Annotated in this window: 19 protein-coding genes; 8 read left to right on the top strand and 11 right to left on the bottom strand. The window is 61.1% G+C overall.

What is annotated here, in order from left to right; translation table 11 throughout:
* The first annotated feature begins 89 nt into the window (after nt 1-89).
* Both A0J57_RS26690 and A0J57_RS20885 read left to right on the top strand, forming a co-directional pair.
* Nucleotides 90-251 (top strand): hypothetical protein, encoded by a 162-nt coding sequence (locus tag A0J57_RS26690; protein ID WP_162492719.1) that lies wholly within the window; start codon nt 90-92, stop codon nt 249-251.
* 38 nt (nt 252-289) lie between these two features.
* Nucleotides 290-625 carry a hypothetical protein gene (locus A0J57_RS20885; protein ID WP_139111425.1) on the top strand — a complete coding sequence of 112 codons (336 nt, stop codon included), beginning with the start codon at nt 290-292 and terminating at the stop codon, nt 623-625.
* 140 nt (nt 626-765) lie between these two features.
* Here the strand turns inward: A0J57_RS20885 and A0J57_RS20880 are convergent, their stop codons facing one another.
* Nucleotides 766-1,464, bottom strand: a complete 699-nt coding sequence (locus A0J57_RS20880) for a sigma-70 family RNA polymerase sigma factor (protein ID WP_170825570.1) — start codon at nt 1,462-1,464, stop codon at nt 766-768.
* 419 nt (nt 1,465-1,883) lie between these two features.
* The gene (locus A0J57_RS20875; RefSeq protein ID WP_226869717.1) at nt 1,884-2,582 is read right to left on the bottom strand and encodes a hypothetical protein; all 699 of its coding nucleotides are present in this window, start codon (nt 2,580-2,582) and stop codon (nt 1,884-1,886) included.
* Here A0J57_RS20875 and A0J57_RS20870 point away from each other — a divergent pair.
* The 5 genes from A0J57_RS20870 to A0J57_RS20850 all read left to right on the top strand — a co-directional run bounded on the left by A0J57_RS20870 (nt 2,581) and on the right by A0J57_RS20850 (nt 9,258).
* The gene (locus A0J57_RS20870; protein ID WP_061939990.1) at nt 2,581-5,847 is read left to right on the top strand and encodes an error-prone DNA polymerase; all 3,267 of its coding nucleotides are present in this window, start codon (nt 2,581-2,583) and stop codon (nt 5,845-5,847) included. The two genes, A0J57_RS20875 and A0J57_RS20870, sit on opposite strands and share 2 nt — an antisense overlap.
* An 80-nt stretch (nt 5,848-5,927) precedes the next feature.
* Nucleotides 5,928-6,203: a type II toxin-antitoxin system Phd/YefM family antitoxin gene (locus tag A0J57_RS20865; protein ID WP_061939988.1), complete on the top strand. Its 276-nt coding sequence runs from the start codon at nt 5,928-5,930 to the stop codon at nt 6,201-6,203.
* Nucleotides 6,200-6,538: a type II toxin-antitoxin system RelE/ParE family toxin gene (locus tag A0J57_RS20860; RefSeq protein ID WP_061939986.1), complete on the top strand. Its 339-nt coding sequence runs from the start codon at nt 6,200-6,202 to the stop codon at nt 6,536-6,538. Before A0J57_RS20865 ends, A0J57_RS20860 begins: the two co-directional genes overlap by 4 nt.
* A 253-nt stretch (nt 6,539-6,791) precedes the next feature.
* Nucleotides 6,792-7,490, top strand: a complete 699-nt coding sequence (locus tag A0J57_RS20855) for a hypothetical protein (protein ID WP_061939984.1) — start codon at nt 6,792-6,794, stop codon at nt 7,488-7,490.
* Nucleotides 7,491-7,938: 448 nt separating this feature from the next.
* On the top strand, nt 7,939-9,258 hold the full coding sequence (locus tag A0J57_RS20850; protein ID WP_061939982.1) for a hypothetical protein: 1,320 nt from the start codon (nt 7,939-7,941) through the stop codon (nt 9,256-9,258).
* A gap of 273 nt (nt 9,259-9,531) precedes the next feature.
* On the opposite strand, the gene A0J57_RS20845 is transcribed toward A0J57_RS20850, so the two are convergent.
* Nucleotides 9,532-9,882 (bottom strand): helix-turn-helix transcriptional regulator, encoded by a 351-nt coding sequence (locus A0J57_RS20845; RefSeq protein ID WP_061939980.1) that lies wholly within the window; start codon nt 9,880-9,882, stop codon nt 9,532-9,534.
* Nucleotides 9,883-9,929: 47 nt separating this feature from the next.
* Here A0J57_RS20845 and A0J57_RS20840 point away from each other — a divergent pair, with 47 nt between their 5' ends.
* Entirely contained in the window at nt 9,930-10,412 is a 483-nt protein-coding gene (locus A0J57_RS20840; RefSeq protein WP_061939978.1) for an NADAR family protein, read from the top strand.
* Here the strand turns inward: A0J57_RS20840 and A0J57_RS20835 are convergent.
* From A0J57_RS20835 to A0J57_RS20800, 8 genes are all read right to left on the bottom strand, one after another.
* Nucleotides 10,376-11,341 carry a PfkB family carbohydrate kinase gene (locus A0J57_RS20835; protein WP_061939976.1) on the bottom strand — a complete coding sequence of 322 codons (966 nt, stop codon included), beginning with the start codon at nt 11,339-11,341 and terminating at the stop codon, nt 10,376-10,378. The genes A0J57_RS20840 and A0J57_RS20835 overlap by 37 nt on opposite strands.
* Nucleotides 11,342-11,364: 23 nt before the next feature.
* The gene (locus tag A0J57_RS20830; RefSeq protein ID WP_061939974.1) at nt 11,365-13,305 is read right to left on the bottom strand and encodes an HAD hydrolase family protein; all 1,941 of its coding nucleotides are present in this window, start codon (nt 13,303-13,305) and stop codon (nt 11,365-11,367) included.
* Nucleotides 13,302-14,390: a hypothetical protein gene (locus A0J57_RS20825; RefSeq protein ID WP_061939972.1), complete on the bottom strand. Its 1,089-nt coding sequence runs from the start codon at nt 14,388-14,390 to the stop codon at nt 13,302-13,304. Before A0J57_RS20825 ends, A0J57_RS20830 begins: the two co-directional genes overlap by 4 nt.
* Nucleotides 14,383-16,302, bottom strand: a complete 1,920-nt coding sequence (locus A0J57_RS20820; RefSeq protein ID WP_061939970.1) for a hypothetical protein — start codon at nt 16,300-16,302, stop codon at nt 14,383-14,385. The genes A0J57_RS20825 and A0J57_RS20820 overlap by 8 nt, the downstream gene beginning before the upstream one ends.
* A 5-nt stretch (nt 16,303-16,307) precedes the next feature.
* On the bottom strand, nt 16,308-17,468 hold the full coding sequence (locus A0J57_RS20815; RefSeq protein WP_061939967.1) for a hypothetical protein: 1,161 nt from the start codon (nt 17,466-17,468) through the stop codon (nt 16,308-16,310).
* Between the two features lie 141 nt (nt 17,469-17,609).
* Nucleotides 17,610-17,816 (bottom strand): hypothetical protein, encoded by a 207-nt coding sequence (locus A0J57_RS20810; RefSeq protein WP_061939965.1) that lies wholly within the window; start codon nt 17,814-17,816, stop codon nt 17,610-17,612.
* Between the two features lie 65 nt (nt 17,817-17,881).
* Complete coding sequence (locus A0J57_RS20805; protein ID WP_061939963.1) at nt 17,882-19,300, bottom strand: UvrD-helicase domain-containing protein; 1,419 nt, start codon at nt 19,298-19,300, stop codon at nt 17,882-17,884.
* Nucleotides 19,290-20,996 (bottom strand): ATP-dependent endonuclease, encoded by a 1,707-nt coding sequence (locus A0J57_RS20800; RefSeq protein WP_061939961.1) that lies wholly within the window; start codon nt 20,994-20,996, stop codon nt 19,290-19,292. The genes A0J57_RS20805 and A0J57_RS20800 overlap by 11 nt, the downstream gene beginning before the upstream one ends.
* Nucleotides 20,997-21,974 lie beyond the last annotated feature (978 nt).

Raw genomic sequence — 21,974 nt, 5'->3', positions numbered from 1 at the left:
ACCGGACAGGCAGCTCTTATTCGCCGCAAGCTTTGCTTTATTGCGCCACCGTCACTCTACCGTCATAGGCTCGGCCGATGGATGAAAAAATGAACGCTTTGATTTTACGAGTGATCGCGCGCGCGCCGCAATGGCTGCGCCATGATCTGGAATCCAAGGATGCCGCCGCGCGCGGCCGCGCCGAAGAAACATTGGCAGCGATGATCAGCGACGCACTTGCCAACGGAACTGCCGCAGCGGAAAAGGATTGAGGGCAGACAGTCATTTTTGCCTTGAGAGGATGCAAGCCGTGGAGATTGCCATGTCTGCGCTTCCTCTTGTCCTTATCCTAATGTTGACGGGGTCCCTCACGGCCACGGCCACGGCCGCTGAGCATCACGCGTCATTCCATGTCGCCTGCGCGCAGGGACGCAGTCTTGGCCTGCGGATCGAAGGACGGCAGGCGCGGGTGCAATTGGCCGACGGCGAACTGGTTCTCGCCCGCAAACCTTCATCGCTGGGCCGACATTTTCGCAGCGGCGACGCCACGCTGAACCTCGACGATGGCTTTGTCGCTTTTGCTCGACGAGGCGACTGGGATTGGCAGGACTGCCATATTGATCCGTCATTCGTTTCAGAACGGTGATCAATCCATCTTGAATTGCTACGCAAAAGGCATAGCTTGGAATGTGTCGTTCCTCCCTTGGGGCGACACCTCCCTGAACCTCGGCCCCGCCGTGCAGCTTTGCTCCGGCGGGGATCCTTTATGCGACGGCGCGCTGGTCTTCAGGCGGCTGTTGGCAGCAGGGGCAAAGCGATTGGTATGGGGACAGGAGCGCGGCGTGCCTGGATCTTTTCCAGATCAGCAAAGATGCTGATGACCGCCTGATCGCCATCTTCAAAGTCACGCCACTTGGTGGTGAGCACGCCGCCATCGATCAGCGCCTCCAACGTGGCGCGGGCGCGGGATACCCGGCTTTTGACCGTTCCGACGGCTGTGCCCATGATTTCGGCGGCTTCCTCATAGGAAAGCCCGCCCGCGCCTACCAGGATCAGTGCCTCACGCTGCGGATCGGGCAGTTCGGCCAGAGCGCGCATCATGTCGCGCAGTTCCACGCTCATATCCTGCCCGGCGGGCGCCGCGAGCTTGCGGTCGGCGACTACATCGTCCCAATCGCCCACGAAACGCTTGCGCCGCATCTGGCTGAAATAATGATTGCGCAGGATGGTGAAGGTCCAGGCCTTGAAGCTGGTTCCCGCAACGAAGCGCGCGCGCGCCGCCCAAGCCTTCATCATGGTCTCCTGAACGAGATCGTCGGCAGCGTCAGCGTCATGGCACAGGCCGCGGCCAAAGGCGCGCAGATGCGGGATGGTTTCGGCGAGTTTATCCTTGAAATCCTTGTCCGAGAGCGTGGGCTTGATGTCTTCCTGCTGATTGTCGCTCACGCTGCTCTCCAATCCCAATATCTCAATGAAATAGAACATTTCGCTTGAGCATCTGTTCCGGTTTCGAAAGCGGCCGAAACGACAAGACCCCGCCAGCGGGAGGCTGGCGGGGCCGAAGTTTCACCGGATCAATCAAGCGGGGGGCAATAGTTCGACCCGATAAAAGCAGAACGCCCTCTCAGGCCGTCGGTTCCAATCGGGGCCTCTGTAGAAGGGGCAACACGCCCCCGCCGATCGCGGCGGGCAGACCGAGCTTGGCAAGGGAGTTGACCGTGCAGGATGCGCCATGGCCGGAGACCGCCCCTTTTTGCCGCTGTCGCCATCACCGTGGGCGATTGGCCCGCCGATGGGGCTGCGGACATGCTTCATTAAAGAGCGTGCACGGGAATGATGGAGATGCTGGCTGTAAGCCATGAATGAAAATCGGTATAACGCGGGTCTTACCGAATGGACGTGGTTCAGCTGTCAGCTCTCCACTGATCCAGCTTAGCATCGTATTTCCTGCGGGCAGCAACGATGGCGGTTTCGAGCTTTGCCTGTTCCTTCTTTCCCGCAGTCCGCAAGCGCGTGATTTCCTCTTTCAGCCCGGCGCGCTGATCTTCCAGTTCCGCGACTTTCGCATCGAGCGCCTGTTGCTGCGCCTCCAACTTCTGCTCGGCCGTATCGAGGGCCGCTCGGCTTGGACGAGGGCGGGGTTTCTTCGCGCGACGCGGTGGCGCGGCTGTAGTGTCCGGCTTCTTGCTGTCGGGTTTTGCTGGTGGTTTCGATTTCGCGAGCGCTGCAAAATGCTGCTCGGTGCTGCCGCGCGGCACCTTGATCACCGTTCCGGGCTGCGCAAGCGGTGCCTTCATGAGCTTAGCATCGGTCACCTGCTCCGCGACACCGCGTGCGAAAAGATTGCTGTCGGCGCCCCAGGCTTCGAGCGCCTTCTTCTGGCTGGGCGCGGCAATATAGGCGTCGTGGAAACCGATCGGGGTCCGGAACACCTTGAGTTTGGCCGCCATTAGTACGTTTCCTCGCTTGCTGTCGATGACTGGGGCGCTGGCATCTGAACGCGTTGCGACGATTATAGGCTGCATCAGCGATTGACTCATGGCGTTATGGAACAAATAGCGAACAATATGCGCTATGATGTGAGAATCGGCAGGTGCCGCCATGCGATATGCTGAACTCCAATGCGCCTCGCATTTCTCCTTCCTGCGCGGTGCGTCGAGCTGTGAGGAGCTGTTCACCCAGGCGGAAGCCTGTGGCCTCGATGCCCTTGCCATTACCGATCGCAACAGCCTGGCCGGGATCGTGCGGGCCCATGAGGCGGCGAAGGTCACCGGCGTCCGGCTGATCGTCGGCTGTCGGATCGACCTTGCCGACGGTCAGTCGCTACTGGTCTATCCCATCGACCGATCTGGCTATGGCCACCTCTGCCGACTGCTCAGCCGCGGCAAGAAACGGGGCGGGAAGGGCAAATGCATCCTCGGCTGGGACGATGTCGCGGATTTTGCCGAAGGGCTGCTCGCCATATTGTTGCCCGGCGAGGTGGAGGAAGCCGAGGCCGTGATCGGGCGCTTCGCCAAACTCTTTGCCGGACGGGGCTATCTGGCGCTGACCCTGCGCCGGCGGCCGGGCGATCAGTTGCGACTCCATAATCTCTCCAATCTCGCTGCACGGCATGCGGTGCCGACAGTGATCACCGGCGATGTCCTCTATCACCATCCGCATCGCCGTGTGTTGCAGGAGGTCATGACCTGCACCCGTCATCGCTGCACCATTGATGAGCTTGGCGCCCGGCGTGAGCTTTATGCCGACCGCTATCTGATGCCGGCTGCAGAAATGCACCGCCTCTACGGTCGCTATCCCCAGGCGCTGGCCCGGACGCTGGAGATTGCCGAGCGCTGCCGCTTCTCACTCGACGAGCTCAAATATCAATATCCGCAGGAAGTGAGCATCGCGGGCCAGACGCCGCAGGCGGCGCTGGAGCAGATGAGCTGGGAGGCGGCAAAGGCCCGTTATCCGGAGGGCGTGCCCGACAAGGTCGCGCGCCTGCTGCGCCACGAGCTGGGGCTGATCGCCGAGCTTGGTTATGCGCCCTATTTCCTGACGGTGAACTCCATCGTCCGTTTCGCGCGTAGCCGGGACATTCTCTGCCAGGGGCGGGGCTCGGCCGCCAACAGTGCGGTCTGCTATGTGCTGGGTATCACCTCGATCGACCCCGAACGCTCCGACCTGTTGTTTGAGAGGTTCATCAGCCAGGAGCGCAAAGAGCCGCCCGATATCGACGTCGACTTCGAGCATGAGCGGCGCGAGATCGTCATGCAATGGGTGTTCGACACCTATGGCCGTGACCATAGCGCGCTCTGTTCGACCGTCATCCGCTACCGCGCCAAGGGCGCGATCAAGGATGTCGGCAAGGCGCTGGGCCTTTCCGAAGATCTGATCAAGGCGCTGTCGAGCCAGGTCTGGGGCTGGAGCGAGGAGGGGGTTCAGGAGCGCCATGCCGAGGAATTGAACCTCAACCTCTCCGACCGGCGATTGCGGCTGGCGCTGGACCTCGCGCGCGAGTTGATCGGCACGCCCCGCCATCTCTCTCAGCATCCCGGCGGCTTTGTCCTTACCCATGACCGGCTCGACGAATTGGTGCCGATCGAGCCCGCCGCTATGGCGGACCGGCAGGTCATCGAATGGGACAAAGACGACATAGATGCCTTGAAATTCATGAAGGTCGATTGCCTGGCGCTGGGCATGCTGACGGCCATGAAGCGCGGGTTCGATTTTCTGGAGCAGCATAAGGGCATCCGCATGGACCTGGCCTCCATTCCACCCGAAGATCCGCGTACCTATGCCATGATCCGCGCCGCCGACACGCTGGGCGCGTTCCAGATCGAGAGCCGGGCGCAGATGGCGATGCTCCCCCATATCAAGCCGCGCACCTTCTATGATCTGGTGATCGAGGTGGCGATCGTGCGGCCCGGCCCCATCCAGGGCGATATGGTCCATCCCTATCTGCGCCGGCGGGCGGGGAAGGAGAAGGTCGAATATCCCAAGCCCGAACTGGAAAAGGTGCTGGGCAAGACGTTGGGCGTCCCGCTGTTTCAGGAACAGGCGATGCGGGTAGCAATCGAATGCGCAGGCTTCACAGCGTCCGAGGCCGATCAGCTGCGGCGCGCCATGGCGACGTTCAAGTTCACCGGCGGTGTGTCGAAGTTCAAGGAAAAGCTGGTCAGCGGCATGGTCGAGCGCGGTTACACCGCCGAGTTTGCCGAGAAGACCTTCGGTCAGCTGGAGGGTTTTGGCAGCTATGGCTTCCCGGAAAGCCATGCGGCCTCCTTTGCGCTGATCGCCTATGCGTCCTGCTGGCTCAAATGCTGGCATCCCGAGGTGTTCTGCGCGAGCCTGCTCAATTCGCAGCCCATGGGTTTCTATGCGCCGGCCCAGATTGTGGCCGATGCCCGCGCCCATCGGGTCGAGGTGCGCCCGGTCTGCGTCAATGCATCACGCTGGGATTGTACGCTGGAGCCGACCACTGGCGACCGGTTCGCTGTGCGGCTGGGCATGCGGATGGTGCGGGGGCTTAAGGAAACAGACGCCGCCCGAATCATCGCGGCGCGGGCGGATGAGCCATTCATGAGCGTAGAGGAGCTATGGCGCCGGGCAGGCGTGGGATCGGGCGCCCTCAATCGACTCGCTGAAGCCGATGCCTTTCGGGGCGCCATGCGCATTGCCCGGCGGGAAGCGCTCTGGGCGATCAAGGCGCTGCGTGACGAGCAACTGCCGCTGTTTGCTGCCGCTGACACGCGGGAAAACGGGTTCGTACAGGAGATTGTCGAGCAGGCCGTTGCCCTGCGGCCGATGAGCGAAGGGAGAGAGGTGGTCGAGGATTATGGCCATGTTGGCGTTACGTTGCGCCAGCATCCGGTGTCGTTCCTGCGAGAGGAATTACAGCGGCAGAAGATGGTACCGTGCAGCACGCTCGATACGACCAAGGAGGGCCGCTACATCTGGCTGGCCGGGCTGGTGCTGGTGCGCCAGCGACCGGGGTCGGCCAAGGGGGTCATGTTCATTACCATTGAGGATGAGAGCGGGATCGCCAATCTCATTATCTGGCCGCGCATGTTTGAACAGAACCGGCGGATCGTCATGGGTGCGCGTATGCTCGGGCTGTACGGGCAGGTGCAGCGGGAGGGCGAGGTTGTGCATGTTATCGCGAAGAAGCTGGTCGACCTATCGCCATTGCTGGGATCTTTGGGGCAAAGAGGGGAGGCGTTTCCTCTTCCCTACGGCCGCGGCGATGGGGCGCGGAGCGGCGGAGGACCTGATCCCAGGGATAGTTCAGCAAGGCAGCCAGCCGCGCGTGATATTCTCGTGCGCGACTTGCATATCGATCATGTGCGAGAGCGACCGCTGGTGAAAAGTCGGAATTTTCAGTAACCGCCAAAGTTGCACCGGCCTTGCGATATCCTCACGGGCGGACTATATTTGGTTCGAATTTAGTCCACGAAGGTCATGCCATGCGATATTCGAGCCAGGTGAAGCCGATCAGCTATCTAAAGGCCAATGCTGCTGAGGTGCTGCTTGACCTCGCAGAACGGCGTCAGCCACTGGTGATTACGCAGAATGGCGAAGCCAAAGCCGTCATCCAGGATGTCGCGTCCTTTGAGGAAACGCAGGAGGCGTTGGCGCTTCTCAAGCTGCTCGCGATCGGTAACCAGGATATCGAAGCAGGGCGGACAAAGGCTGCGCGATCGGTGATTGCCCGGCTTAAGAAGAAGGCAGCGCCCAATTGACGAAGGCTGGGAGGTTTGAGGTTGAACTCACCCGGGGTGCGGAAGACGATCTCGAAGCCATTTTCGATTATCTCTCCGAGCACCGATCGCGTGCTGACGCCGACGCGCTCCTTGATGCATTTGCGGGGAAGATCGAAGCGCTGAAACAGTTTCCGATGCGCGGCAGCGTACCGAAGGAATTGGAGGGGTTCGGGATCAAGGAGTTTAGACAGCTTCTCCTTCATCCATATCGGCTGATCTACCGAGTGGCTGGGAACCGTGTATTTATTCTCCTCATTGCAGATGGTCGGCGGGATATGCAGGCCCTGTTGGAACGCCGACTGTTGGGACGATAGGTCCATGAAATGCGTAACCTGGAGGTCTGATTTCAGGTCAACATGGGGACCTTCGCGACGGTCGGCTTCAAAACGCGGCGCCCTCGATTGCAGACGTCAGGCGAGAGCGAACGCGCCGTCCGTTCAAGCCGACAAAGTAGTCCTTGGCGGCGTGGACTTGCCTTACCGAAACCGGTCATCCATCCATCGTTGTTTTGTGGGGTTGGATCGCAGCTTTCGGGGGAAAGCCGCGCGGAAAGACGGCGAACGCCAGATGAACCAGCATAACCTGATGGTTTCGGTGCTCACCGCCGCGGGCGGTGAGCCGATCGAGAGTCACACGAGACCCGGCTATACGGGCAAGATCGCAGATATCCTGTTCCCGGCGGACGATGTGATCGTCGAGGTTAAGTCGCTCACCACAGATCGGGCCGCATCGGACGAGACGTCGGAGGCGGTTGGCGAGATGTTTTTGCGCAATACGCATATGGGAGCACCGGTAATATCCGGCACTGTGACGGTGAGGTTGCACGATCTGCCGCCCGCGATCGCCATGAACACGCTGCGGATCGCTGGCAAAAGGGTCTTGGCGGAGGCGAAGGCCGCGAACGCGCAGCTCAAAGCGACGAAGGCTGCGCTGGGTCGGCCAGAGGCGATGGGGCTGCTGGCACTGATCACCCCGCCTTTTCGGCTGGATCGGCATTCGATCGTGGCCCTGGTGGGAGACGCGATGCGTGACAATCGGTGCCGCTCCATCGATCAACTCTTCCTGGTCGAAACCCCTCTCGCGGCGCCGGAGCCTTATCGGCGGTGGGGAAACAGCTTCATGTCTTTGCATTCGCGACCCGATGGCGATCGCATCCTACCGCAGCATCTCGCCGAAGCGATCGGACGCGCCTGGGGCGAGATCACCGGACAACCGGCGGGCCCGGGGAATGAAGAGGACTATCACCGCTTCGGAGCGACGTCCTGAACCGCCGACAGAGCTGACATTCAGGGCATTCGACGCGCGCCCTGAAAGCGGTCCCCTTCATAAATCTAGCTCTTAAAACACCATGCCTCCGGTAAATACGGTTCCATCCGAGGTGTTGGCGATCCTGTCTATGGCGTGCGGGGTCAGCAGTCCCAAGCAACTGTTCAGGGTTGTGACCGATGCGGAAGGGGCCCGTGCGCCCTACAGGCTCCAGACCCTCAGGGGGGGGGCTCCCTTCCACAGCCTACTTCATATCATCATATCATCAGACAGGGGGAACGATCACCGCCCGCTGGAGCGCAGTCGCCCAGCCTGCCACGCGAGAGTTCCGGTCGACGCTAACGGCTTTTCCACACTTATTTTCCGTGCTTTAACGCAGAATCCGCTGCTTGGCGGTTCCTTCAGCACGATGTCGTCCGGTTGCCGCGACATAAAAGAGAGTTCGAAGATGCTTGAGCGACTGTCGGATCTGGACGAGCTAATCCTGCGGTGCCGGACGGATGAGGCCCGGGAACATATCGCGGAAGCGGTCGCGTCCTATCGGGGCGGCGCCTATCGCGCGACGATCGTCATGAGCTGGATCGCCGTGGTCTTCGATCTGATGGACAAGGTCCGAGACCTTAGTATTGGCGGGGAGGCGGCGGCGAGTAGGATTCTCGAAACTTTCGAGATCTACCAGCAGCAGATTCATTCGGGCGCGCAGCAGGCGACGAAGCAGGCGCTAGAATTCGAACGGGAGATTCTGCAAAAGGTTTTCAACGACCTTTCCTTGATCGACGCGCAGCAACTGACAGATCTCGAGCGTCTGCGTGAGGACCGCCACCGCTGCGCCCATCCATCGTTCAACCGCGTCGGTGAAGCCTTCCGCCCTCCCGCTGAACTGGCGCGGCTGCACCTGCGTAATGCGATCGCGCACGTACTCAGCCAACCGCCCGTTCAGGGAAAGGCGGCGCTTGAGGCCCTCAAGACCCTCGTCTCGTCAGCCTATTTCCCGACCGATCTCGCCAAGGCAAAGACCCAGCTGGCCAGCAGCGCTCTGGGCCACCCGACGCCCACGCTGGTCAAGAATTTCATCGACGCCCTGATCTTCGGCTATATCGAACTCGACGATGGCTTCCACCAACTGCCGCAGGCGCTCACCGCCTTGACCATCGTGGCCGACACGCACAGGGGTATTGCGGAACCCAGAATTGGCCAGCAGTTCCGAAAGATCTTTCACAAGGCCAATGACGAGGAACTGCCGACCGCTGTGGCGTTCGTTGCCGCGTGGCCGGCAGCATGGGATCTGCTCGATGCAGCGAATCGCGACCGCGTGACTCATTTCATCGAAGGCGCCGACTACAATGAAATCGAGCCTAGTTTTCCGTTTCTTGTGCATATCCCAGACCTGGTGCCGCAGCTCAAGGAGCGTCTGCTGGATTTCAACACCAACCAGCTGGCCGCTTTGCTGGCCGAGGAAGGCCTGCGCCCCATCGTTGTCGATGCGATTATCGCGCGTTATCTCAAATCCAACACTTACAACCACGCCAGGATCAGGCGGACAAGGCTGCTCCTGCCAGTGCTCGATCATCTGACGCCCGACCATATCGGCTACCTCGTCACCAAGGCCGCCGAGAACGACCAAGTCTATGATGAGACCGGCTTTCCACGGCTGCTCAACCGCATCGCGAAACTGAACATAATTCCCTTTGCCGCTTACAAGGTGCTCGTTGAGGGAAGCGGCTTCACGGACGTACTCGACGAGGAAGAGGAGAGCGACGAAACCTAGGTCAGACGACCGGATCTAGGCGGCCAGAGTACGACGTGTATCGCCGACACAGCGGACGTTGAGCCTAAAGATGAACGTCCTCGAAAGATGGCGGCGTACGTACACTAGAAGCCGATGCCCTAATCTCCTGATGAGATCGATGAGAATTGCCTATGTGGGCTCTTTGGCTGCCTTGCGCAATGCGGCGAGCGTATCTTCTGTCGCCATCATATCGTCGACCCGAAGACGGCGGGCTCGCTCGCTGAAGGCCGCTTCGGCGCAAGCGACCCGCGCTTAGTTGGCCCGAACCTTGAGATCGGCGATCGCATCCAGCATGCGGGAGATAACCTGCGCGCCCTCGGGCGTGTCGTCCCATATCTTGCGCATGCTCGACATCGCCTGCGCCCATTCCGGCGCCATGCTCGACTGTTGTGGCTCCAAGCGCGGAACCCGGATTTCCAGCGCCTTGCAGACTTGCACGACGTTGTGGCTGAATGTCTTGAAATGCCCCTCGCAGATCCGGCTGACCTGACTCGGATGGACGAGCGAAATTCTCCCTAATTCCGCGTAGCTTAGTCCTTTCTCTGCGCGCGCAGCAACGATTTTCGCCTTCAGGTCATCAAGCTGCTTGATTGTCGGCTTCATGCAAATTAGCATGCATATAACAAATTAAATTTGCAAGGAGGTTTCGAGTGGACGAAATTCGGTTCTACCGGGCCAGCGAGAAGCCCTATGGCGCCTTCAGCAACCTATATCGTCGCGAGGTGGAATTCGAGGGCGAGGCGTTCGCCACCAGCGAGCATGCGTACCAGGCGGGCAAGGCGCGCAAGCCTGAGGTCCGTAAGTGGCTGCTGGCGGCGCCGTCGCCAGCGCTGCTAGCAATGGCGGCGCACGGCCTATATTATTGGGATGTGGCCCCTGGCTGGTCTACCTCGAAGTTTGACCGCATGCGGGCTGTGCTCAGGGCGAAGTTCACCCAGCACGCGGATCTTCGCGACCTGCTGCTATCGACGGGCGACGCCCGCCTTGTCGAATCGGCTACGGTGGACAATGACGTCAACCGGCTCTGGGGCGAAGTAAACGGCGCGGGCAAGAACATGCTCGGCGTGCTGCTGATGGAGATACGGGACGAACTCCGTCAGGAGGACGAATGTTGCCTCGTCGCCGCTGAATAGGCCTTTGACGGCACGCGCAGGACTTCGCGGGCATAGTTGGGGCCGCAATGCTTGAAGAGGCCGCGTGCGCCGACAAAGGCGCAGTTTTCGGCGGCTAGTCGTTGACCAGCGACTATACCCTCGATCAGCACTGTAGTGCTGAGGTCGTTCGCTTGGAGGCCGGACGAGAGCATCCAGTCGATGACGCCAACGCTCACCATGTCGCCCGAACCGCAGGTATCGAGTACCGCTGGCGCACTTATCGCCGAACACCACACGGCCTGGTCGTCATGGCGGATTTCAAGACCTGCTGCACCGTGCGTGACGATCCGCACACAGTCATGATGCAGGTCCGCCAGGCGCTCGCCAAGCCTGTCGACAGAATATTTGAGGATGGAGACGAGGCCTAGCGCCTCATCGAACAGGTCGTCTTGCTCGACGTCCGAGGGCTCGAAGAAGATGATTGCACCTGAGCGCCGGGCAGCCTTCATGGCTTCCAGGATGCTCTCCGACAGCCGGTCGGCGTAGAAGACGCTGCACTGGGTGAGGATGTGGAGCGCGGAGGCCACCTCGCTCTGTCCGATCGGAACGTAGCGCGGAAGATCCTCGCTCGTCTCGGGGCAGACGAAGGTGAAATCGTGATGGCCCGACGCCGTGTCCAACTCCTGGGCGATGATCGGCGAGCGCGTGCCCGATTGGCGATGGATGTGATCTACGACCGCGCCGGCCTCGACGAACTCCGCGAGCAGTTGCCCGCCCTCATCGTCGTCGCCGAGCATCAGCAGCGGAACGACATTCCGATGCAACATCGCGAGCGACAGGAGTACATTCCCGCATGAGCCTCCCAGCGCTTCGTCGGTCAGGTCGCCATCGGCGTAGATCCTGTCTAGGACGGTCAGTCCTGTGCCAGCTACGTCGAAGCGGTACTGAAGAGAAGTCGCGGTAGTCATGTTCTTGCTATGTACTCCTTGGGTCATCGACTGTCTAGCGACAGCGAAGCTGTGTCGAGGCGAATCTCGCCAGACGTACATTGTACCAGAGCGGCCAACAGTTTGAGAAGGGCCTCCGGTCCCGTTATAGTGCCGCCGAACAGCGACCAGCAACCGTTTGGCGCGCCGCAGACTTCGCCGACGCTAACGCCGTGCGGATGCGAGAGCAGCGCGTGGTCGTTGCCCGAAGCGGCGCCACTATCCCCGAAGCACAGGATTGCTGTCCCTGGGCGTGCCACGTCGCGGACCGCCTCGACGACAGCCGCTTTGCTCGATGACGAGGGAACGATGTCGAAGCTGTGTCCGGACGCCGATATCCTTACCTCGCCGGTCGCGATTAGGGGGCACGCAGCAAGATCGAGCGCGAATCGGTACGGGTGTTTCAGGCGGTGCATGTCCACACTGATCTGCACTGGCCCTGCCTTGAATTTTTTCTCAAGGAAGAGGTCGTTCCGTTTCTCCAGCCACGAGGCGGTGGCGGCGATAGCTGCGCTCTGCGCGGGCGGATCCAGCTCGATCTGGACGTCAGCGGTGCTGATATATCCGCCGTTATAGTAGCCGATGACCATTAAGGAGAGGAGGTCTGCGGGAAGTACCTTGCGAAGATCGTCTCCGACAGAGCCGCCTCTCCCGGTTGCGATCCCCAGTTTCAAGCCCGCCCGGTGCAGCCGGACCAGCTCGTCGACAATTCTCTGATCGGGCAAATCATATCGCCCGTCGGTCGTCACTATGGTCCCGTCATAGTCAAAGACCGCACCGCCAATGTCCGCTTCTTCGAGTGTTCGCAACCGCTCGCTGCCAATTGACGCAAGGCTGGGCTGTTCGGGATACGACGCATCGGCCTTCGCCATTGCCGCGCGTTTGTGACGTAGCCGAGGCGGAAGGTTATGGGCCAGCTTTTCGAGGGATCGGTCGTCGTAGATCGCACGGCCAAATTCGCCGATACCGGGTTTGCCGGGATCGATGCCCAGGGTTTCGCCGATGGCCTCGACCAACGAGAGCCCGTCGATCAGGGCGAGCAGGTTCTCGAGCCTACCGCAACGGCCGTGGTCGACCGCCGTGCGCCGCAAACCATCTGGAAGCACATCGTCGATCGCCGCCCAAGACGCGCGGGACGTACTCCCTGTGAGCGCAAGTACGACCGTGTCGTTGGCCCGATGGTGAAGCCACGCATGCCGTCCGTGGGCGAGATTGCGAAAGTCGGTCGTTTGCACGGGGCAGAGCGTAGCTTCCCAAAGGGACGTGTCGAGCAGCGATGCGACGGGCCGCAACAGCGGATCGGCGGCGATGATCAGGGTGTCGCTGGTCCGAAAGCCCGCCCATTGGTCCACAAGATGGCTGCGTTCACTAATGTCGCGAGCCCCGGTCAGTCGGCCCGCGATCTGTTCGAGGGGCGCAGGGCTTGATGCGGGTTCGCGAGACGCCATCGCACTGGCGAGCAGAAGGCCGACGGTCATCGCAAGAAGCGAGTGCGTCGCGAGATATCCATCCTTGAGGTCTGCGACTGGAACAACATGCACCGCACCGCCGACTTGCCTCACGATCGCCGCGGCGGCGCCATCAGGGTTGCGCGTAACGAGGTTGAGATCAACGCAGGCGCGGTCGATGACCGCCTGCGCCGCCGCGGTCACATCGGGGTTGTCTCCGCCAGCGCTGAAGAGCCACACTTGGGTGGACTTGAGAGAATGATGATCGGTAACCGCGTGCATAGGCGTGGCGACCGACGTCGGCCCCAGTCCGAGCGAGTCTCGGCATCGTACGAAATATTCGGCTGCGACGACCGAACCGCCGGATCCGATCGCCAAGGCGTGACCACAGTTTCCCCGCATGAGCGATGTCGCGATCGGGGCGGGATCGAAATCGGCAAAAAGGTCGAGAGTGGCGGGCAGCGCATCGAGCTTGGAACTGAACCTGGGCGTGCTCATTCTTCGCTATAGCCCGCGTACAAGGGCCCCGACAGGACGAGGTGCACCATCATGTCCGGAGGATCGCTTGGTGACGGCTTCGCCGCGCTGAAGTCGTAGCTTTCCGTCTCGACATATTGCACCGACATGCCGTGTTCGATGGCGGCCATCATCGCCCCTGCCGCCAGCACCTTGCTGCCCAAGGGCGAGAGTACCATACGGGGGTCATAGGTCCCTTCCATTGTCCGGTCGATCCGTTGCTTCAGGGTGGACAGGGTTCGGTAGCAGTCGAGAGGGTTCTTCTCGGACGCGTAGACGATGTCGCGGGGGTCTATCTCCCATTCATCGACGAGCTCGGTCTGGAACTCGGTGAGGAGATCGTCGGCGCGGCGCGGATTCCGAGCGGGAAAGGGCAGCACCGGACATATCTTGTACCAGTTCCCGCTCGATGCACCGATCTGCGTCAGGGTGGAGGCTCTGCCCCGCGCGAGCTGCGGTATCCAGACCGGGGCAACTTCGAGCGCGCTCATCCCGACGTCGGGTGCGAAGCCCTTGACCGGACTAATGCGGCTCGACGGGACGCTGGATATTTGGTCGTCCAGTTCCGGGTTCGACACGATCATCAGGTGGAAGGCGCGATTGCCGTCCTCCTCGCATTCCTCGAGGAGGAGCTTGGCTGCCGGAAAGCCAATTCCGATGGAAAGCGCGCTAAGATCCAGAATTACGTCCGTGACGTCGGCCGGGATCGGGTTGGCAAGAATCTCCGAGACCAGTCGGGCACCCCCAACAGGAGCACCGTCGTCTGCGAATACCGGCAGCACGAAAACCTTGGAGGCCGGAACAATGGCCTTTAACGCCGTCTCGTTCGCATCCGCGCGTTTTACGAGCTCGTCGGTCGCGCCTGGACGTTCCTCACGAATGTAGTAGGCGGATAACCGCTCGTCGAGCGTGTCCGCTAGCAACTGGGACACGCGCTGCGAACGCGGATCGAACCCGGCGGCTGCAACCAGCAAGACGCGGCGTGATGGATCGGCGAAATAATCCCGGATGAACGAAGCGACGTCGTCGTCGAAGTTCGTGATGCAGTTTGACCAATGTTCACGCATCGGCCAGCCCCGCTGCGTCGCGTAGATATCCCACTCGCCTTTCGAGGAATCCGCCTCGATTATAGGTCAGGCCGTGGACGAGGCTCACCGTGCCGGTCAGCTCGATCAGCGTCCAAAGCTTGCCGCCCTGACCGTAATCACGTTCGATCGTTATCGCTCCGTTCGCGATGGCGTGCTTCAGCACCGCGCCCAACTCATCATCCAGCGACAGGGCCTGCATTTCGTCTTCCAGGATACCGATCGCGTTGGCGCCGGCCCCTAGGGGCGCGTTCGGGAGCAGAGATTCGGCAAGGCAGTCCTTCGCGATATGATCAACCATGGCGCGCACCCGGGAGGCGTGCGGGAAAGCCCAGCCATCCATGATCGCGCGCGCCTTGTCGGAGAGCACCTTCTGCTGGGTCTTGGCTGGCAGAGGAAGATCTTCGTTGCGGATCGCGCGGGTCTCGATGTTCGCGACGAGCGCGCCGGCGAACTGCAGAAAGATTTCGGCATTTTCGTTACTGGCGTCGCAAATATCATCAATCCCGAAATGGAACGGACGTCCTAGTTCGTGGTAGAGGTGCAGGCGGGCGCCGTGCGCGACGTCTGCGTCTGCCTTCAACGGTGTTTTCGGCTCGGGATCGAAATCTTCGAAGAGGGACGGCGCGGACCGTGCAATGCGCACAGCATAACGGTGGATAAGGATGCGCACCATCGCGAGCGCCACCTCCGGCCCATGGTCGTATGAGCGCGAGCGTTTCAGATAATCGGCGACGATTGCGTCGATCTCCTCCCGACGGGAGGCGGCAACGCCACGTTTGGCCTGCTCGCGTGCGATTTTCTCAGTGAGTGACCGCAATTGAGCCGGGGTTACGGTTGGCGGCTCGGAGGGAAGAAGGCGCTCGATGTCGGTCGCCCCCCGGTTGCGAAGCGCCTCGACAAGCGGGAGGTACCGCTTCGCCATGTCCTTGGCCATCGTTCGGAACTGCCGCCGAGCGGCATCCTTCTTGCCGTCTTCGACCACCTGCATGCGGATGTCGACGAAATCGCGGCCCTGCGAGCGCCCGTGGGATGGCTGCGCGCCGGGAGAGCGGAGCACCGCGCCGGGACTCAGGGCGTCGAGGCGCATCATCATCCATCTGCCGAACTTCATCTCGCGATGCGACAAAGTCTCGAACATCTCCTCAAGCTGATCGTGATGAAGCGCGTGAACGTCGTCCAGCATCACCAGCGGCGTCACTTCGATGGGCTCGCCGTCCCATTCGATTCTGATCCGTTGAATGGCGTCGAACGGCGCGTAGGGGGCTGTTGCATCCTCTGGCAGATCGCTGAGCTTCGGTGGCCGCAGGCCAGCGCCGATCGAGTAGATCGCCCGCTGGACGGCGAGGGCGCGGTCGCGGACGCCCTGGGCAGTTAAGCCGCCGATTTGCTCAAGATGAGCCTCGTACGAAGCCCGCGGCACGAAGGTTATACCATCGAGGTCTCGGGTTCGGTTGGCCGTGAGGTTCCGGATGAGGCCGAGCATCGCGCGGGCCTGGACTAGCCAGAAGGCGAGCTTGGTCTTTACGGCGTTCTCGTACGGCAGTTCCCAGAACTCGCGATACTCGGATTCCATCGGTACGCGCACGGCGGCGATATGGGGGATGGCATTCTGGAGGAAGCCAGCCTCGGCGAGAGCGGCAGCCAGGGTACGATTGGTGGCGTTCGTTCTGTCCTTGAGGATCGCCTCGACCATCCTGAACTCGGCGAGCGTCGCAAGCATAGTCTTGCCGCTTCCGGGCGAGCCGATGATGCGAACCGGCACCTCGAACATATCGTCCTTATGCTTGTTCTTGGCGAGGAACGTCGTGAGCGGCGACGGGCTGACGATTGACAGGAACGATGCGTCGTCTCGGACATACTCGGTTGCCCGGCGGAGGAAGGGGTTTGCCATTCTGCTTATCCGTGGCGATCGCGGCGCAGGAACAAGGGCCGCATGGGCGGGCCCTGCGTTCCCTCGGTGTCGGCCCAGAGGATGGATATCGAATTGTTGGGAGTGTTGTGCTCGAGGACCAGGGGGAGCGCGCAGTTCGCATATCCGTACTTCATGTCGGTCTGCCCGGCCTCCCTGCAGTGTTTCTCGAGCCGCATGAAGAGCTCATCATCGTAGTAGGTATCGCACAGCCCGAGATAGGATGTGTCGCTTGAGTTGGCAGCGAGCATTGTGCCGGTCGCGGCATCTGCAGCGCCGATGCGCAGATCGCCCGGTAGCCTCAGACCCTCCGTTATGAACGCTGTCCCATAGCTGCGACTGGAAAGTTTGATCGCTGCCTCGGCGATCCGGCCTTCGAGCGCCTCTCTCGCCTGGGCGGTGGATATATAGTGATGGATATGCAGTGTATAGCCGTCTGCCAGCGGGAAGTCGTTCTTGAGTTGGGCTCGCGCGTTTGCGACGATCTTTTCGAACTTGGCGAGTTTTCCCTTCGCTTCCCCGCCTTCGGGAAAGCGTATGAAGGTGGTGCCCGAGGCGGTGAAGTCGTCGATCAGATAGACATCGTCGAAGCGGGCGTCCGCGGACTTAAGGTCGTCCTTCAGGTCTTTGCCAAGGCCCCGCCATTTTTCATCATCGACGTTCATCATCGGCACGACCTGTTCCTGGGACAAGCGCCCGGAGTTGGCGCGTCGCAGGACGTCGATACGGCTTCCGTCGCTCAGCCCGACAAAGAGACAGCGACGCAGTCGATCGGAGAATGCGTTCGCGCCCTCCTTCGTCGCCCAGACCTCGTAGGGCTTGATGCCCATTGTGTTGGCGACTGCCTTGCGCAGATAGGGCGTCACCACCTCGGGGATGAAGGTCTCGATCACGCGCTGCATCTCGGCGGTCGAGATATAGACTAGGCGCCGCCGAACCAGGGCGTAAGCTGTCTCGCGGTCCGCCGGGTCGAAGTGGCGCAGCCATGAAACTAGGCTCTCCAGAAACCGTACGCCTGCGCGGAAATCGGAATAGCCGTCATACTTCATCGAGGACATCAGGCGCAACCAGGCATATTCCCTGGTCGCGCGCTCATTATCCCAAGCCATGACGGTAGCGATCAAATTGAGGGCAAGCGTATTGATCATTGGGAGGCGCCCGCGCTCGCTTCAAAATGAAGAACGGCCCGTCGCTGCGCGCTCGTGAACTGAAACTGGTTGATAATCATTGCCCCTCTAGCAAGAAACTGCCTCGCCGATCGCGCCCGATCAAGCGTTACCATCACGAGATCAATCAGATTCGCCAAGATCGCTCATTTTCTCCTCGATTTCTATCACGTAGCCGTCGCCTTGGTTGGCGCGGGATGACAGCACGACAGATTGAAACCGATCAATGTCGGCGTCGGAATCTCTCACGGGCCGAAAAGACGCTCTGCCGTCCCTGCGATCCACCCGGAAATTGGTGTTGTCCTCGATCAGATCGCCGATGTGGCTCAACCTCGTCCTCCAGTTTCACGCGCAGATTTAAGCGGGCGCAATGATATTCCTTCGGTCGGCAGGTCTCACCCGGGCGTCAGCCGCGCGGTCCGCGAGCAGACTATGAGCCTTTTCGCGCCGCGCGTCATCGCGACATAGAGGTGTCGTCGATCCATTTCGCCGGGATCGAGGATGACTGCGGTGTCCGCCTCCAGCCCTTTGAGCAGCAGAGTGCTGCCGACGGTGCGTTTTGCGAGCGGCCTGCCGATCAAGCGCGATCGCTCACGTTCCTGAATGGCTGCAGCGGCGGGCGAGAGGCCGGGGTTGTCGCCGCAATTCTTGAGCAGGCGCAGGGCGCCGCGCAGGATCGCGGGGCGGTGGGTGCGGACCCCCTGTTCCCGCCCAATTTCAACGAGCAGGTCTGCCGCCGTTCGATAGCACGGCGTTTCAGCTAATCTAATGGCTGCCGATTCGACAGCTGAAGCTGGCTGCCGCTCGCGTCCCGCGCGCAGGGTGACGACCCGGTTCAGCAGGTTGGTACCGCCGGTATTGGTCATGACCGATCCCGCAAATGATATAAGATGCTGCAGCAAACCCGCGGATGTAAAGTCGAGGCCATCCCCAAATGTAATGAGATCGCGCATGTCGACATTCTCTACCGTGACAGCACCGTGGATCTGACTGGCAAATTGTCTTTGGCCGGCAGGGTTTCGGGAATCAGCGATAATAAGAACCTTCTCTCCATCTGCTGCGGCTACGGCACCCGCCCTTAGGCGGCGCTGGTGGTCCTCGCTCCCATCGAGGTGAACCCAGGACACATTGGCGGGCGCCGCAGAGAGATCGACTCCGTGCCCGGCGATCAGGGCATGGCGTACATCGAGGAGGTAGCGTCCGAAGGTTGCCTCGCCTGCATACATCCAGCGCCAGGGGGCGGTGAGCTCAGCTGCGATGGGAAAATGCGCGCAGACCTGTTGTTCCCAGTTGGCGAGAGCATTGCCCTGAAAACCGAAGATCGCCTGCATGGGATCGCCCAGGACGCAGGTGCGCAGGCTTTGCGCTGCATAGTAGACGATCGCGTGCTGGACCTCGGAGCAATCCTGATACTCGTCGACGATCATGCGATCGTAGGTGGCTGCCAGCACGTCGTTGATATGCCCATCGCGCAGCAAGGTCCCCGCCGCCTGCCTGATTGCCGGATAATGTAATCTTGGGTTTGCAATCGTGAGAATGGCCGGGTCGTGTCCGCCCCGCTTGGGGAACAGCGTCAGGAGCCGCATGCACCAGCCATCGATGGTCGCCAGGCGATAGTGTGAGGGGACAACGCCAGCTTTGTCGAGGCGGGCCCGCAGAGCAGCGACCCCTGCATTCGTATGGGTGAGGACAAGAATGGGTTTAGCGCCGACATGCCGGGTCAGGGCCTGCGCGATAAGATGGGTCTTGCCGCAACCAGCGGGCGCGGTGACCGTGCCGCGATCGATTGCAAGGAGGTCGATGTCAGACACCATGGCACCAATCGAACAAGGCCGCGATGTTGCCGCGGAAGTCGGCGCTCATGTTCTGGAAGTCGGGACCGATGATGTCGCGGGCGGCATCCTCCATCCAGCTTACTGTCTTGAACCAAGCGTTCTTTTTCCCCTTTGCCGCAGTGGCTAGGGTCTGGCGGCTCCACGGCGTGACCGGTCCTCGGCAAACCGCGAGGGCAAGCGCGTTCTGCGATGCGGCGCGGATATGTTCATCGATCAATCCTTCGCCGTGGAGTTCGACCGCGCGCTCGAGGAGTTGATGGACGGCGGTATCGCTCACACCCAGGAAGATCGCCTGTTCGAGCGCTTGCCCAGCCGCCCATTTGAAGAGCCGCCCGTTCTGAAACGTAAACAGCGCTTCCTCGCCGACATCGGGCTGAACGTCGTCGTCGCGCAGTGTCGCGATACGGAAGCCAAGGTTAAGCAGGACGTTGGCGCGGCCATAGATCTTGTTGACGCCCCCGGCATCGACCAATGCTACGCCGCGGGCATTGAGCGAGGTAGCGCCCTGCGCTGCAAAGCACAGATCCAATCCGCGCATCAGCCCAACCTCGCTGGCGCCTTCGCAGACGAGCACCGAATGCGAGAGAAAAGCTTCCGGATGCACGCGGATTGTCCCCTGGATCTGGTCGCCGGCGCCGACCAGATCCAGCTTGTGGCCGGCTGCGAGCTTGCGCAAGACCCACAGCTGGTCGCCTCGCAGCTCGCGTAGCGCTACGGGAGAATGCGTCGTCAGGAAGGCTTGGATGGGCGGCGGGTTTTCCTTCGCGCCGATCGACCCCAGAAGGCGGATGATCCGGTGGGGCTCCAGGCCATGCTCGAGCTCGTCGATCAGGAGTACGCTCGACTCTTGGGCCGCCCTGCGCTGAAGCCCAGCTACCAGTAGGCGTGTTGATCCTACACCGAGCGCGCGCAGCGGTATGCCATCGTCACCGTGGAGGGCGACAGTACCGCCGCTAAAGGACACGGAATGGGCATCGAGCATCGCCTTCAACTTTTCGCCGGCGGGAATGCCGAGTTCTCGGGCGGTATCGGCGACGATCTTCAGCGTCTCGCCAAGCTGGGCATCGGCTAGATCGCCAAAGGCCTTGCGGGCGTCTCGCGCAGCACTAGCGAGGGCCGCTGACGTATCGGCCTTTTCGTCGGTGAGGCGGTTGAGTACCGAACCGCGCCGCCAGGCCAAGTTGCTTTCCGCGAGCGCGCCGATCCGGGTGGGCGACAAGCGCATGCGGTCGCCCCAGGTCAGATTCCGCGAGAGGCCTTGCGCGTGGGCGCGATCGGACACGAGCGTCCAGACGGGATCGAGATCACTGCCGACCGACAGCTTGATCGTCAGGACCGTTTCCTTCCCGGCTTCGGGTTCATCGTCGATGATCCCGTTTGCAGGATCGAAGCTACGAACATAGGCGCCGTATGTGTCGATGCTCTTCAGGGCATCGGATAGGTCGCCGATCGTGATGCTGATCGAAATTGGCGCTGTCACGTTGAGGGCGTGGAAATCGGCGTCGGTGAACGGCGCACTCCGACGCGCTCCGAGACACAGGTCGATCGCGTCTAGGACAGAGGATTTGCCTCCGTCGCCCGGGCCGATCAGGCAATTGATCCCGGCGCTGGGAAACCAATCCAGCTTCTGGATGCAGCGAAAATTTCTGATTCCGATGTGGCGAATCCGCGCCATTGCTCCCTCCTGCAATTGAGAAGGCATTAACCCTTGAAGTAAATGCTGGCCAGTGCGACCAGCCAAATACAATTCAGAAAAGACACGTTGCAACAGTGGCTTGCATTCTGAAACCCGTTGCGCTGGCTGCCGGCGGCTACACCTTCGGCAAGGAAAACGGTGCCGGGATGCGTCGAAGATCGCTGACCGTCAGGGCTTCCCTCCAGATTCATCACCACCCCGAAGCGGAGGCTCCCGATTGCACGCCAGGACAGCCGAAATTAAGCTCTGCGCTGATTACGCGCCCCTTCTCGCAAAATCGCGTGATAAAAATCACCCACTAGGATGCTATAACAAACTGAATTTTTGTAAAATCTTCGGGCGAGGGATCGAACCCTCCACCCAACCTTGACAAGGTTTCCGCCCAAAGTCTGCTTCGGGTGCCAGGATCTAGGGCGCTCATACCCGCTCGGGCGCGGATGCTGACGTTCGGCGTCGATCAGCTGGAACGGCAGATGTCGCTTCTCCGCGCTCCGAAGGAGACGTTCCGGATCGTCCAACAAAGCGGACATGATGACCGGCCTGAGCGCGGCAATGAGATGTCCGCTACCGGCGAGCGAAATTTGGCACTTGAGCGGCAAGGAAGGGTCGACCTTTGCACATCGCTCCGTGCAGAAATAAGCCGACGACAGAGCAAGGGCTGCGTGAAATTTCCTACAGACCGGCGATACCTCTAGGGTGAGGCCCCACTATTTTCGTTAGATGGGGTGGGGACAGTGACGTAGTAGCCCGTGGATCTCGGTCGAAGGTATGTCGGCTCCGACGGTGCGCTCACCGGGTTGGGAAATTGCGGCTTTTGCACGGTTCACGCTTGTGGCTCACCGACTCTCCCCTTGGATCTGAGGATCAGCGTGCAATAGGCACCCCCTTCGTGGGGTGATCGGCGTGCAAAAAGGACCCCTTCATCCCGGGGATTTAGTCGGCCGACTGGTTTTGATC

Source organism: Sphingobium sp. 22B, from assembly GCF_001580035.1.
Classification (GTDB): Bacteria; Pseudomonadota; Alphaproteobacteria; order Sphingomonadales; family Sphingomonadaceae; genus Sphingobium; species Sphingobium fuliginis.
The sequence above is the reverse complement of the archived record's forward strand: the minus strand, read 5'-3'. Positions and strand labels throughout refer to the sequence as shown.

What these genes read in the sequence shown, in the direction of transcription:
- A0J57_RS20830 (WP_061939974.1), bottom strand. Translation starts at nt 13,305, where the DNA reads ATGAGCACGCCCAGGTTCAGTTCCAAGCTCGATGCGCTGCCCGCCACT.
- A0J57_RS20845 (WP_061939980.1), bottom strand. Translation starts at nt 9,882, where the DNA reads ATGAAGCCGACAATCAAGCAGCTTGATGACCTGAAGGCGAAAATCGTT.
- A0J57_RS20880 (WP_170825570.1), bottom strand. Translation starts at nt 1,464, where the DNA reads ATGTTCTATTTCATTGAGATATTGGGATTGGAGAGCAGCGTGAGCGAC.
- A0J57_RS20835 (WP_061939976.1), bottom strand. Translation starts at nt 11,341, where the DNA reads ATGACTACCGCGACTTCTCTTCAGTACCGCTTCGACGTAGCTGGCACA.
- A0J57_RS20855 (WP_061939984.1), top strand. Translation starts at nt 6,792, where the DNA reads ATGAACCAGCATAACCTGATGGTTTCGGTGCTCACCGCCGCGGGCGGT.
- A0J57_RS20820 (WP_061939970.1), bottom strand. Translation starts at nt 16,302, where the DNA reads ATGGCAAACCCCTTCCTCCGCCGGGCAACCGAGTATGTCCGAGACGAC.
- A0J57_RS20815 (WP_061939967.1), bottom strand. Translation starts at nt 17,468, where the DNA reads ATGATCAATACGCTTGCCCTCAATTTGATCGCTACCGTCATGGCTTGG.
- A0J57_RS20825 (WP_061939972.1), bottom strand. Translation starts at nt 14,390, where the DNA reads ATGCGTGAACATTGGTCAAACTGCATCACGAACTTCGACGACGACGTC.
- A0J57_RS20850 (WP_061939982.1), top strand. Translation starts at nt 7,939, where the DNA reads ATGCTTGAGCGACTGTCGGATCTGGACGAGCTAATCCTGCGGTGCCGG.
- A0J57_RS20875 (WP_226869717.1), bottom strand. Translation starts at nt 2,582, where the DNA reads ATGGCGGCACCTGCCGATTCTCACATCATAGCGCATATTGTTCGCTAT.
- A0J57_RS20800 (WP_061939961.1), bottom strand. Translation starts at nt 20,996, where the DNA reads ATGGCGCGGATTCGCCACATCGGAATCAGAAATTTTCGCTGCATCCAG.
- A0J57_RS20865 (WP_061939988.1), top strand. Translation starts at nt 5,928, where the DNA reads ATGCGATATTCGAGCCAGGTGAAGCCGATCAGCTATCTAAAGGCCAAT.
- A0J57_RS20805 (WP_061939963.1), bottom strand. Translation starts at nt 19,300, where the DNA reads ATGGTGTCTGACATCGACCTCCTTGCAATCGATCGCGGCACGGTCACC.
- A0J57_RS26690 (WP_162492719.1), top strand. Translation starts at nt 90, where the DNA reads ATGAACGCTTTGATTTTACGAGTGATCGCGCGCGCGCCGCAATGGCTG.
- A0J57_RS20870 (WP_061939990.1), top strand. Translation starts at nt 2,581, where the DNA reads ATGCGATATGCTGAACTCCAATGCGCCTCGCATTTCTCCTTCCTGCGC.